Genomic DNA, 11,860 nt, shown 5'->3' with positions numbered 1-11,860 from the left:
CCTGCGTGCCTACTGCTTCGGCGTCCTGCCGGTCATCTGCCGACGGCAAAGTGTTCCTGCACCGCGGCCGCCGGCAGCGTGTCTTCATATACGGCGACGTTGTCGAGGTTGCCCTTGAAGTGGAATGTCGTGTGGTTGCCGGGCCAGCCGTTGAGGTTGTCGAAGCCGATCCGCCACCACCCGGTGCTGACCTCTGCTCTGGCGTTCGAGCTCGCGGCGACCTGTTCGCCGTCGACGTACAGCCGCATGCCCGACGCGTCCATGGTCGCGGTGGCGAGGTGCCAGACGCCGTCGTTCAGGCCGGCTGCGGAGCTGATCGCGATGTTGGTGCCGTTGTAGGCGCCGAAGTGCACGGCGCCCTCGTCGGAGAGGTAGAGCTGTCGGTCGTACTTGGTGGACTGGTCCGAGCGGAGGTTGCCGAAGCCGAGGAGCATCCCGCCGGTCGTCGTCGTGGTCCGGAACCACGTTTCGATCGCGAAGATCTGCGGTGCATCGACCGCCGCGTCCGTGATCACCTGCCCCCGCACCCCGCCCGTCAGCAGGGACGGACTGTCCCCGGCTCGGCAGGTGCCCGGGGCGAGCGAGACTCCCGAGGTGAGGGTGCCGTGGCGACCGTTCCCGGATCCGTCGGCCGCGGAGGTGCCGGGGGCGTCGTCGAACCGGTAGGTCAGGTACGTGTGTGCGAACGGCGCTCGCTGCAGACACGGGAACGTCGCGGTGGCGAGCCGGGTACCCGTGTTCGCCGCGGTGGCCGTGAACGCTGCGCGAGCGGCATCGTCCACCACGATCACCACGGCGAGGACGGCGGCGAGTGCACCGACGAAGACCACGCTCCGGGCACGTTCCGCGCGGACGGACCGCCGTCGTCGCCGACCGTGCCCGACCGCACGGGTCACCTCGGGTCCGCCTGGGCTGCCCAGGCGGGACGAGAGCACGAGGGCGCCCCCGAGTCCGAGCGTCGCCGCGGCGAGCCTGCCGACGTCGTGCTCGCGGACCCACAGTGCAGGGAGACCGACCAGCGGGACCCGGAGCACACCGACCCCGCGGACGTCCTCCGGCTCCACCGTCCGGGCATCGGGCGTGGGGTTCGCGTCACCGCGGAGTTGCAGGGAACCCGACGGCGTCCGCGCGACGAGTCGGTGCAGCAGCAGCGCTTCCGGGTGGTCGGGGTCCTCGACCAGCAGCACCTGCCCGATCGTCACCTCCCGATCGTGGACCGGCATCGCGACGACCACGTCACCTGGGAGGATCTTCGGCGCCATGGATCCCGACACCACCGTCGTGGGGGTCCACGCCCATGACGCAGGCAGCGCTGCCCAGAGCAGGAGGCTCACGGTGACCACGAGGACCGTGCGGCCGAGCAGTGCCGCAGCGAACACCACCCAGGTCGAGGCGGAGGCGTGCCCGGATCGTGTCACCGCGACAGCCGAGGGCTGTTCGCGTCGTCCGTCCGGACGCAGGGTGACGTCGGCCACGGCCGGGCTCAGGAACTCTGCGCTTCCCAGGTGAGACCGATGCGCGCGGTCCCGTTCTGGGCAGAGTTCGGCGTCGCGGCGTCGAGCGCGACCGTCACCTGGTACGTGCGCGACTCGGAGGAACCGCCGGCGGTGCGCCAGGTGCCGATGCCGTTCGAGAACCTCGTGGCGGTCGATCCGAGGTCGGCGAGGGAGCCCGACCAGACCGCGGCGGGCGAGAGCGGGGTGAAGCCGCTGCACTTGCCGAAGGACCCGCCGGTGCCCTCGGTGACGGTGACGTGCAAGGAGCTCGACAGTGCGTTGGTGGTCGCCGGGTCCGTGCCGTACAGCTTCACCGTCGAGGGGAGTGAGCCGGTCGACGTGACGACGATGCACGATGTCCGCGTGTCACCGGGCTGCAGCCCGGAGGCCGTGAAGAGCGCGGTGTCGGAATCGTCGTCACTGAGCGAGACGGACCCGGCAGACCAGGTGTTCGGGGCGTTGCTCGTCGTGGCCGAGAAGGCGGCGTAGGACGCCTGGGCGATGACGAGGCCGGAGGCCAGGACAGCCGTCGGGACGACGGCGAGGGCGATGGTGCGGCGTGCTCGAGACGTGAGGTGCACGGGGTTCCTTCGGGGAGGGCGCCACACCGTCGTCGGTGGACGCGAGCATGTGCAGGACGAGGGAGCGCGGATCGACTCCCGGTGCGGGGCGCGGCGGGGCCGTGCTGTCGGTCCCCGCCGCGCCCGGAGATGGTCAGACGCGGCCGAGCATCGCCTCGTTGAGGATGGTGCCGCCGAGCATCCAGCCGCCGTCGGCGACCTCGTCGAGGATGACGAGCGTCGTGGGTCGGGCTCGCTCGCCGTAGACGTCGACGATGGCGTCGGTGACGGCGTCCTGCAGCTTCTTCTTCGACTCCGGGGTCAGGGTGTCAGCGTGGACCTTGATGTTGGCGAAGGGCATGGTGTTCCTCTCGGTGGGGTGTCCCGGACGTTCCGGGGGTCAGAGCGCGGCGTTCGGGGACAGGAGGTCCTCGATGCCGACGCGGTGGTAGAACTCGGATCGGATGCGGTCGGCGACCGCCGAGACGACCTCGCTGCCGTCACGGGAGGGGTCGACGTGGGTCCGGAACGGGCGGGCGCCGTCGGCCAGGCCGACCACGCGCACGATCTCGTCGGCGACGTCCTGCACGTCGGCGTCGGCCGGCACGATCGCGGCGAGGCGGTCGGTCAGGTCGCGCCGGAGCGCCCCGTACTCCGTGTCGTGTTCGTCGACGCGGGCGGTGTCCGTCGGGACGGCGGCGTTCGTGAAGTGGTTCGTGCCCGAGGTGAAGGCGCCCGGGACCACGATCGTGGTGTCGATGCCGAAGCGGATCAGTTCCGCCGCGTAGCTCTCGGCCAGGGCGTCCATGCCGGCCTTCGCCGCGAAGTACGGCGCCAGGAACGGCGGGTGGCCGCCGCGGGTGGCCGAGCTGCCGACCCAGACGACGAGTCCGGACCGGCGCGCCCGCAGGTGTGGCAGGACGGCACGTGCGACGCGCTGGGCGCCGACGACGTTGACGTCGTACAGGGCGGCGAACTGTTCCGGCGTGAACGCCTCGGCCGGACCGTAGGCCATGTGGCCGGCGTTCTGCACCAGCACGTCGATGCGCCCGTGCGCACGGATCACGGTGCTGACCGCCTCGTCGACGGACTGCTCCGACTGCACGTCGAGCTCGACCGCGCCGAGCTGCAGGCCCTCGCGCACGGCGAGGTCGTCGAGCGCGGCACGGGCGGGCGCGTTCCGGCCGTCGACCGCACGCATCCCGGCGACGACGACGTGCCCCGCCCGCGCGAGCGACTCCGCCGTCAGCCGGCCGAAGCCGCTCGACGCGCCCGTGACGAGGACGACCCGCGGCGTCGGCATCAGACCATCCCGCCGTTGGCGCGGATGGTCTGGCCGTTGACCCAGTGCCCGTCGGGCCCGGCGAGGAACGCGACGACACCGGCGATGTCCTCCGGCATGCCGAGCCGTTCGAGGGGCGGGACCTTCGCCAGGGTGTCGATCTGGTCCTGCGTCTTGCCGTCGAGGAACAGCTCGGTCGCCGTCGGCCCCGGGGCCACCACGTTCGCCGTGACGTCCCGGCCGCGGAGCTCCTTCGCGAGGATCATCGTCATGCCCTCGACCGCGCTCTTGCTCGCGACGTAGGCGCCGTAGGTCGGGAACTGCGTCCCCACGACCGACGTCGACATGCCGACGAACGCCCCGCCGGCCCGGAGACGACGGGCAGCCTGCTGCGCGACGACGAAGGTGCCGCGGATGTTCGTCCGGTGCAGTGCGTCGAGGACGTCGAGGTCCTGGTCGGCGATCGTCGACAGCGCAAGGCGGCCGGCGGAGTGCACGACGACGTCGACGCCGCCGTGTTCGGCCTCGACCCGGTCGAACATCGCGGCCACGGCGTGCTCGTCCGCGACGTCGGCCTGCACGGCGACGCCACGGCCGCCCGTCCGCTCGATCTCGGCGACGGTGTCCTCGGCGGCGGCCGTCCCGCTGGCGTGGTTGACGACGACCGTGAAGCCGTCCGCGGCGAGCCGGATCGAGACGGCGCGGCCGATGCCGCGAGAGCCGCCGGTGACCAGGGCGACGCGGCGAGGAGTGGTGCTCATCGTCTGTCCTTTCAGTGATACGCGCAGAGCATTTCGGCGCTACGGCAGAACGTAGCACGGTTACGATCATCGATACAACTTGCGCTACGATCACTGCATGGCCCGATCTGACGAAGCGCTCCGCAGCGCCCTGCTCCGCGCAGCGGAGGACCAGCTGGTCACTGCCCCCGACGGGGACGTCGCCACCCGAGCGGTCTGCGAAGCGGCCGGCGTGACCCAGCCCGTGCTCTACCGGATCTTCGGCGACAAGCGCGGGCTCCTCGACGCCCTCGCCGAGACGGGCCTGCAGCGGTACACCGCTCGGAAGGCCGAGCTCGAGGTGTCCGACGACCCGGCAGCGGACCTGCGCCACGGATGGGACGACCACCTCGCGTTCGCTCGGGAACACGCCGCCCTCTACCGGCTGATGTTCGCCCCACGGCCGTGGGCGAGCAGTTCCGCGCGGGACGGCCTGACCGCGCTGCTCGAACGGACGCTGACCCGGTGCGCGGCCGCGGGCCTGCTCCGCGTCGACGTCCCCGTCGCAGCGACCATGCTGCTCGCCGCCAACGTCGGACTCGCACTCCACCAGATGACCACGACGGCTCCGGACACTGCCGACGACGACGCACTCCGGGACGCGGTCCTCGACGCCGTCCTCATCGAGGCGTCCGCCCGCGACCAGGACGACCTCGACGCGGCTGCTCGTCGCCAGCTCCGCGCCCGGCTCGACGACGACGGGTCGGACGCGTTGCTCCCCGAGGAGACCGCACTCATGCGGATCTGGCTCGACCGACTCGACCACGAGGCCGACCACGAGGCCGACCACGGCCACGAAACCGACCACCACCAGGACCACGAAGGCACCCGATGATCTCCACGTTCCTCGCCGAACACGCACCCCTCGTCCCCATCGGGTTCTGGGTCGCCCTCGCCGTCGCCACGGGGGTCGCCTGGCTGCTCCACCGTCTGCGGCTCCGCGGCGTCCTGCTCGGCCTCTCCGGCCTGTCGTTCGTCGCCGCCCTCGTGCTCACCCTGCTCCCCGACGGTGCCCGCTCTGGCGGCGTCACCTGCACCGTGCAGTTCTCGGTCCCGTTCCAGGGCATCGACACCCTCGCCAACATCGCGCTGCTGCTGCCGCTCGCGCTCTTCCTCAGCGTGGCGACGAGCCGGCCACTCACCGTCCTCGCCGGCACCGTCGCCCTCTCCGTCGCCATCGAGGTCGTGCAGGCCCTCGCACCGGCCCTCGGCCGGCGATGCGACACCAACGACTGGTTCATGAACACCGTCGGAGCACTGCTGGGCGCGGTCATTGCTCTGACCATCCATGCGATCGACCGGCGGCGGCGCGCCGCTTTCGTCCTGGACTGAACCGCTGCCGGATCACGACAGGCGCTGACCGGTCGATGTCCGTCCTCGATCAGGGTGCGATGTGCGCGTGCTCACCTGCCGCAGCAAGAATGGTGAGCGCCCCGACAGGCCTGCCGTCAGCTGCACCGATCGTGTGCGGGATCATCGTCGGCCGAGTCCCTGCCACTTGCGGAACCCGGCGACGCGCGACGCGTCGGGGCGCTGACCGAGGATCAACAACACGTTGCCCAGGCTGTAGGCGTGGAACGCGGACGCGCGCGCGAGGAACGCCGTCCACCGTTCCGCGTCGCGCAAGCTCTCAACCTGCGTCGCGATCGACTCGTGGAGTGCGGCGGCCTGCGCCTTCTTCTCCTCGATGGTGCGGCGGGGCGTCGAGGTCTTCCCGGCCGGACGGAGGGCCGCGGTCTTGGTGGTGCGTGTCGTGGTGATCATGGTTCCTGCTCCTGGGTCGATCGGGGACGATGGGCGGAGCGGGAGGGATCTAGATCGTGTCTCCTGAATGGTGGGTCCAGGCGATGACGGCGTTGAGCACGACGGCTGAGCGGTAGACGATCGCGAGGTCGTCGTACCTCGTCGCCAGGGCTCGCCATCGCTTGAGGCGACAGAAGCCACGCTCGACGACGTTCCGGTTCCTGTAGTCGATGCGGTCGCAGGTCACGGGTCTCCCGCCGCGGGAACCACGCCGTTTCCGGCGTCCTTGCTGGCCGCGAGGCTCGGGGATCACGGACTCGATACCGCGGTCGCGCAGGTGTTGCCGGATCGCTTTGGATGAGTACGCCTTGTCACCGCGGAGCCGGTCCGGTCGGGTCCGCGGCCTGCCCACCGGACGGGCCACTTCGAGCGCTGCCAGCAGCGGCAGCAGCCTCGGTGAGTCGCCGGCTTGTCCGGGCGTGATCAGGGTGACCAGGGGCAGCCCGTGGCCGTCGACGAGCTGGTGGACCTTCGTGGACAGGCCGCCGCGGGAGCGGCCGCATCCGTGATCAGGCGGCTCGAGTCCCGGATCCGTGTGATTCGATGGTTCCCCCTGTGGTGCGGGCGATGTTCGTGGCGTGCTGATGCGCGCGAGCGATCGTGGAGTCCACTGACAACGACCGATCCACCGCCTCAGCCTGGTCCGCGGACGCTGTCACCGCGGCGAGGACCCTGTCCCACGTGCCGTCGCCTGCCATCCGGCGATGCCACTTCCACACCGTCTGCCACGGCCCGAACACCTCGGGCAGGTCACGCCACGCGATCCCGGTCCGATACCGGTCCACGATCCCCTCGACCATGCTCCGAGCGTCCGCAAACGGACGGCCACGTTTGCCTGTCGGACCCGGCATGAACGACTGGATCGAAGACCACTGAGCATCGGAGAGCAGCTGGAATCATCTCACCACTACAGCGCGCCAGCGCTCTACCTGATCTTCAGGAGACACGCCCTAGCCCCGGCGGTCCTCCTCGGACTGCCACGGCAGGTTCAGGTCGCCCGGCTCGGGCTCGACGTCGCCCGCGTCGTCCGCACCGCCGGTGCCGGGTGCCGCCACCACGCGGGACGGGTCGATGCCGTCCTGCTCGAGGTCCTCGCGGCTGCGCTGCTGCGTCTGGGACGCGACCGTCTCCCGTTCGCTCGACGGGCTGTAGGACGTGTCGGCGGCACGCTGCTCGCGGTCGCTCACGCCGTCGACGTCGTCGCTGTGCGCCGCGTCGCGGAGTTCGTCGTTGCGGGCGCGGTCGTCGGACTCGTCGGGGCCGGGCACGTTCGGGATGCTGTCGCTCATGCCCCGCACAGTAGGCCGGGGCTCCTGGTACCGGTTCGGTCACGACGGCCGTGATCCGGTTCGCGCTCGGGTACCGTCGTCCCGACGAAGGGGGTCGGACGATGGGTCGGACGAGGGCACGGGGCACGGCGGCCGTCGCACTGGTGGGGATGAGCACGCTGCTGTTGGCGGGCTGCTCGCTGTTCGGCGACGACGCCCCGCTGCCGGCGCCGACCGGCCACGCTGCGCCGAGCGCCTCCGCGACGCCGGGGCCCGTCGACGGGTCGGCTGCCGCGGACGACACCGCCCAGCCCGTCGCGGCACCGCAGGCGGTCCCGGCCGGCACGGTGGTCGCGGAGACCGACGCCGTGTCGAAGTCCGGCGACACCGCGGTCCACGTCCGGGTCGTCGCGAACGACCACGGCACGTTCGACGCGGAGCTCTCCGGCTACCGCACCACCCAGCCGCAGCCGATGTCGGTGGAGTTCCGGCGCACGGCGCAGTACGGGGACGGCTACGACGCCCGAGCCGTGGGCACGACGAGGTGGGGCGCGCAGGCCCAGCCCCCGGCCACCGTCAGCCTGTCCGGAGCAGGGGCGGACCCGGACTGGCTGCGCACCGTCGTCCTCGTGTCGGACCAGTCCGACGGTGACGACAGCGACCGCCCGTGGGTCCACAAGGTGCTCGCGATCGGCACGCTGTCCTGGTCGATCCCGGATCCGGAGCCGGATCTCCACGTCACGCTCGGCACCGCTCGCCCGGGTGCCTACGGCTACGCGTTCGACGCCGCCGACGAGACCCTCCGCGGCACCACCGGCACCCCGGTCAGCTACCGCGTCAATCAGGGTGACGACCTGACCACGATCGCGAAGCGCTTCGGGATCACCGTCGCCCAGTTGCGGTGGCTGAACCCGCAGATGGAGACGGAGGGCGACGACTGGGTGATCAAGGGGACCCTGCTCAACCTCGACCCCGCCACGCGCTGATCTGGCGTGCGTCCGTCGGTCGGCTACGCTCGACCAGCACCCCGCACCACCCAGGAGGCCACATCGTGACCATCGTCGCCGCCGCAGACGGCTCCGCCCTCGGCAATCCCGGACCGGCCGGCTGGGCCTGGTACGTCGATGACGACCGCTGGGCAGCTGGCGGGTGGCCGCGTGCGACGAACAACATCGGTGAGCTGACCGCCGTGCTGCAACTGCTCCGCGCCACGAAGGACACCGGCGAACCGCTGCACATCCTCTGCGACAGCCAGTACGCGATCAAGGCGTGCACGGAGTGGCTGGCCGGGTGGAAGCGCAAGGGCTGGCGCAAGGCCGACGGCAAGCCCGTGCTGAACGTCGAGATCATCAAGGAGCTCGACGCCGAGCTGCAGGGCCGCAAGGTCACCTTCGAGTGGGTCCGCGGGCACGTCGGCCACGAGATGAACGAGGCCGCGGACGTCCGTGCCCGCGGCGCTGCGACCGCCTTCCAGAACCGCACCGAGGTACCGACCGGTCCGGGTTGGCCGGACACCGTCGTCCCGCCCGCTCCGGAGCCGGTGCAGGTCGAACCGCCCGCCACCCTGTTCTGACGAGCCACACGCCCTGTCGGGCTGCACGACGACGGGCCGCACGACGACGGGCCGCACGACGACGGGCCCGGGCGATGTCCTCGCCCGGGCCCGTCGTCCGCTCGGGACGTGCGCTCAGTAGGTGCCGTCGCGACGGTCCTGCCGGGTGATCTGCTCCCCCGACGCCGGGTCGACGCCCGACCGGGTGGTGGTCGTGGTCCGACGCCCGCCGAACCCGACCGCCAGGCTGATGATGAGCAGCACGACGCCGGCGGCCATCAGGATGTAGCCGATCAGGCGCAGGTCGATGCCGGCGATCTGGTAGTCGACCGCGAAGGCGACGATCGCTCCGATGACGATCAGGGCGATGCTCGATCCGATGCGCATGACGGGTCCTTCCGTGGTGCCCCGTCCCGGGTGTCCGGGGCTGGCGTCGAAGGTACCCGGACCGCGGCGGCGAGGTTCCCTGTGACCGCCGAGCGAGGCCGCCCTCAGTCGACGTCGACCTCGGCCCAGCCGTCGAACCGGCCGATCTCGGTGACGCGCACCACGGCTTCGCCGGTCTCGTCGGACGCGTCCAGGTCGATCGTCGCCGAGAACCCGAAGTCCTTGTCGCCCTCGGGGTCGGCGAAGATCTGCCGTGCCCGCCAGGTCCGACCCGGCCCGTGCTCGTCGAGCACCAGGTACGCCATCGAGCGGGCGTCGCCGTCGGTCCCGATCGCGTCGTGCTCCTCGTAGTACTCCTCGAGCACGGCGTCCCACTCGTCCTGCCCGAACCCTGCGGCCCCGTCGAGCGCGGCGAGCCCGGCAACGTCGTCGGCCGCCGCGAGCAGCACCCGCTGGAACAGGGCGTTCCGCACGAGCACCCGGAACGCCCTCGGGTTGCCGGTGAGCCGGGCGGGCTGCGGCGGCGCGATCTCGTCGTGTTCCGCGGCGGCCTCCGCGACGGAGCCGTTGACCAGCGCCTCCCACTCGTCGACGAGCGAGGAGTCGGTCTGCCGCACGACCTCGCCGAGCCACTCGATCAGGTCGTCGAGCTCGGGCGTGCGCTGTTCCTCGGAGATGGTCTGGCGCATGGTGCGGTAGGCGTCGGACAGGTACCGGAGCACGAGTCCCTCGGAGCGGGTCAGCTGGTAGAACCGCACGAAGTCGCCGAAGGTCATCGCCCGCTCGTACACGTCGCGCACCACGGCCTTGGGCGACAGCGTGAAGTCGAGCACCCACGGCTGTTCGGCCGCGTAGGCCTCGTACGCGGCGGTCAGCAGTTCGTCGAGCGGCTTGGGCCAGGTGACCTCCTCGAGCAGCTCCATCCGCTCCTCGTACTCGATGCCCTCGCGCTTCATCCGGGCGACCTCCTCGCCGCGCTCCTTGAACTGCTGCTGCGCGAGGACGGCGCGCGGGTCGTCGAGGGTCGCCTCGACGACCGACACCATGTCGAGCGCGTACGTCGGGGACTCGGGGTCGAGCAGTTCGAAGGCGGCGAGTGCGAACGGCGACAGCGGTTGGTTGAGCGCGAAGTTCACGGGCAGGTCGACGGTCATGCGGTAGCGCCCGTCGACCTTCTCGATCACGCGGGCGTTGATCAGCGTGCGGGCGATCGACAGCGCGCGTCGGGCCATCGCGAGCTGCCGGGAGCGCGGCTCGTGGTTCTCGAACACGAGCGAGCGGACGTCGGTGAAGGCGTCACCCCCGCGGGCGACGACGGCGAGCACCATCGCGTGCGTGATCCGCATCCGCGACACCATCGGCTCGGGCTCGGCGGCGATGAGCCGGTCGAACGACGCCGGCCCCCACGAGACGAACCCCTCCGGCGCCTTCTTCTTCTTGACCTTGTTCTTCTTCTTCGGGTCGTCCCCGGCCTTGGCGACGGCCCGGGCGTTCTCGATCTCGTGCTCCGGCGCCTCGGCCACGACGTCGCCCTCGGTGTCGTAGCCGGCTCGTCCGGCTCGTCCGGCGATCTGGTGGAACTCGCGGGCGGACAGCTGCCGCATCCGGGAGCCGTCGAACTTCGTCAGCCCGGTGAGCAGCACGGAGCGGATCGGCACGTTGATCCCGACCCCCAGGGTGTCGGTGCCGCAGATGACCGGCAGCAGGCCGCGCTGGGCGAGCTGCTCGACGAGCCGGCGGTACTTCGGCAGCATGCCGGCGTGGTGCACGCCGATGCCGGCCCGGATGAGTCGTGACAGCGTCTGCCCGAACCCGGCGCTGAACCGGAACCCGGCGATCGCGGCGGCGATCTCGTCCCGGCGTTCACGCGACGCCACCTTCACGGACATGAGCGCCTGCGCACGCTCGAGCGCCGCGGCCTGGGCGAAGTGCACGATGTAGACCGGCGCCTTCCCCTCCTCGAGCAGACGTTCGACCGTCTCCTGCACCGGGGTCAGCACGTACTCGTACGACAACGGCACGGGCCGCGAAACGCCGGTGACCCGTGCGGTCGGGCGCCCGGTCCGGCGCGACAGGTCGTCGGCGATGGTCGTGACGTCGCCGAGCGTCGCCGACATGAGCAGGAACTGCGCGCGCTCGAGCACGAGCAGCGGCACCTGCCACGCCCAGCCGCGGTCGGGGTCGCCGTAGAAGTGGAACTCGTCCATCACCACGACGTCGACCTCGGCGTCCGGGCCCTGGCGGAGCGCGGTGTTCGCGAGGATCTCGGCCGTGCAGCAGATGATCGGGGCGTCCGCGTTGACGCTCGAGTCACCGGTCACCATGCCGACGTTCTGCGCGCCGAACAGGTCCACGAGCTGGAAGAACTTCTCGGAGACGAGGGCCTTGATCGGCGCCGTGTAGTAGCTGCGCTTGCCCTCGGCGAGCGCGGCGAAGTGCGCCCCGGCCGCGACGAGGGACTTGCCGGTACCGGTCGGCGTGCTGAGGACGACGTTCGCGCCGGAGACGAGCTCGATGAGCGCTTCGTCCTGCGCCGGGTAGAGCGGTCGTCCGCCCGCCTCGGCCCAGTCGGCGAACGCCTGGTAGACCGCGTCGGGGGGGGGGGGGGGGGGGGGGGCCGCCGCCGGGGGGGGGGGGGGGGGGGGGGGGGGCGGGGGGGGGCGGGCCCCCCCCCCCCCCCGGTCGGCGCCGGGTGCGGGCGGGAGAGCGTGACGGTCATGCGGCTCCTCCGGG

Annotated in this window: 14 protein-coding genes; 4 read left to right on the top strand and 10 right to left on the bottom strand. The window is 71.5% G+C overall.

What is annotated here, in order from left to right; all coding sequences use genetic code 11:
• Window positions 1-32: 32 nt before the first annotated feature.
• From PIJ49_RS08245 to PIJ49_RS08225, 5 genes are all read right to left on the bottom strand, one after another.
• The gene (locus PIJ49_RS08245) at window positions 33-1,418 is read right to left on the bottom strand and encodes a LamG-like jellyroll fold domain-containing protein (RefSeq protein ID WP_144411376.1); all 1,386 of its coding nucleotides are present in this window, start codon (window positions 1,416-1,418) and stop codon (window positions 33-35) included.
• A gap of 65 nt (window positions 1,419-1,483) precedes the next feature.
• On the bottom strand, window positions 1,484-2,077 hold the full coding sequence (locus PIJ49_RS08240; protein WP_066656325.1) for a hypothetical protein: 594 nt from the start codon (window positions 2,075-2,077) through the stop codon (window positions 1,484-1,486).
• A 133-nt stretch (window positions 2,078-2,210) separates the two neighbouring features.
• The gene (locus PIJ49_RS08235) at window positions 2,211-2,417 is read right to left on the bottom strand and encodes a tautomerase family protein (protein ID WP_271826296.1); all 207 of its coding nucleotides are present in this window, start codon (window positions 2,415-2,417) and stop codon (window positions 2,211-2,213) included.
• 39 nt (window positions 2,418-2,456) lie between these two features.
• On the bottom strand, window positions 2,457-3,359 hold the full coding sequence (locus PIJ49_RS08230) for an SDR family oxidoreductase (protein WP_066656329.1): 903 nt from the start codon (window positions 3,357-3,359) through the stop codon (window positions 2,457-2,459).
• Window positions 3,359-4,099, bottom strand: a complete 741-nt coding sequence (locus PIJ49_RS08225; RefSeq protein ID WP_066656331.1) for an SDR family oxidoreductase — start codon at window positions 4,097-4,099, stop codon at window positions 3,359-3,361. The genes PIJ49_RS08230 and PIJ49_RS08225 overlap by 1 nt, the downstream gene beginning before the upstream one ends.
• A 97-nt stretch (window positions 4,100-4,196) precedes the next feature.
• On the opposite strand from PIJ49_RS08225, the gene PIJ49_RS08220 reads away from it, so the two are divergent.
• Together PIJ49_RS08220 and PIJ49_RS08215 are read left to right on the top strand one after the other, a co-directional pair.
• On the top strand, window positions 4,197-4,952 hold the full coding sequence (locus PIJ49_RS08220; protein WP_209685920.1) for a TetR/AcrR family transcriptional regulator: 756 nt from the start codon (window positions 4,197-4,199) through the stop codon (window positions 4,950-4,952).
• On the top strand, window positions 4,949-5,449 hold the full coding sequence (locus PIJ49_RS08215) for a VanZ family protein (protein ID WP_209685922.1): 501 nt from the start codon (window positions 4,949-4,951) through the stop codon (window positions 5,447-5,449). Before PIJ49_RS08220 ends, PIJ49_RS08215 begins: the two co-directional genes overlap by 4 nt.
• A gap of 141 nt (window positions 5,450-5,590) precedes the next feature.
• On the opposite strand, the gene PIJ49_RS08210 is transcribed toward PIJ49_RS08215, so the two are convergent.
• The 3 genes from PIJ49_RS08210 to PIJ49_RS08200 all read right to left on the bottom strand — a co-directional run bounded on the left by PIJ49_RS08210 (window position 5,591) and on the right by PIJ49_RS08200 (window position 7,209).
• Window positions 5,591-5,881, bottom strand: a complete 291-nt coding sequence (locus PIJ49_RS08210; RefSeq protein ID WP_209685924.1) for an ArdC-like ssDNA-binding domain-containing protein — start codon at window positions 5,879-5,881, stop codon at window positions 5,591-5,593.
• A gap of 49 nt (window positions 5,882-5,930) precedes the next feature.
• Window positions 5,931-6,771 (bottom strand): IS5 family transposase gene (locus PIJ49_RS08205; protein WP_271826295.1). Its coding sequence is split into 2 segments (ribosomal slippage): window positions 5,931-6,467 and window positions 6,469-6,771, totalling 840 coding nucleotides; the frame shifts between segments, so codons are not numbered across the junction.
• A gap of 99 nt (window positions 6,772-6,870) precedes the next feature.
• A complete protein-coding gene (locus PIJ49_RS08200; protein ID WP_066656341.1) occupies window positions 6,871-7,209 on the bottom strand; it encodes a hypothetical protein in 339 nt (112 codons plus the stop codon).
• A 149-nt stretch (window positions 7,210-7,358) separates the two neighbouring features.
• On the opposite strand from PIJ49_RS08200, the gene PIJ49_RS08195 reads away from it, so the two are divergent.
• Both PIJ49_RS08195 and PIJ49_RS08190 read left to right on the top strand, forming a co-directional pair.
• Window positions 7,359-8,174, top strand: coding sequence for a LysM peptidoglycan-binding domain-containing protein (locus PIJ49_RS08195; protein ID WP_271826294.1), 816 nt, complete (start codon window positions 7,359-7,361; stop codon window positions 8,172-8,174).
• Between the two features lie 65 nt (window positions 8,175-8,239).
• Complete coding sequence (locus PIJ49_RS08190) at window positions 8,240-8,761, top strand: ribonuclease H family protein (RefSeq protein ID WP_066656346.1); 522 nt, start codon at window positions 8,240-8,242, stop codon at window positions 8,759-8,761.
• Window positions 8,762-8,875: 114 nt separating this feature from the next.
• Here the strand turns inward: PIJ49_RS08190 and PIJ49_RS08185 are convergent, their stop codons facing one another.
• Window positions 8,876-9,127 (bottom strand): DUF6458 family protein, encoded by a 252-nt coding sequence (locus tag PIJ49_RS08185; protein WP_066656348.1) that lies wholly within the window; start codon window positions 9,125-9,127, stop codon window positions 8,876-8,878.
• A gap of 104 nt (window positions 9,128-9,231) precedes the next feature.
• A partial coding sequence (locus PIJ49_RS08180) for a DEAD/DEAH box helicase (RefSeq protein WP_442874618.1) occupies window positions 9,232-11,860 on the bottom strand: 2,629 nt, incomplete at its 5' end.

Source organism: Curtobacterium uvaldense (assembly GCF_028307415.1).
Classification (GTDB): Bacteria; Actinomycetota; Actinomycetes; order Actinomycetales; family Microbacteriaceae; genus Curtobacterium.
This window is presented reverse-complemented; position numbering and strand designations above follow the sequence as displayed.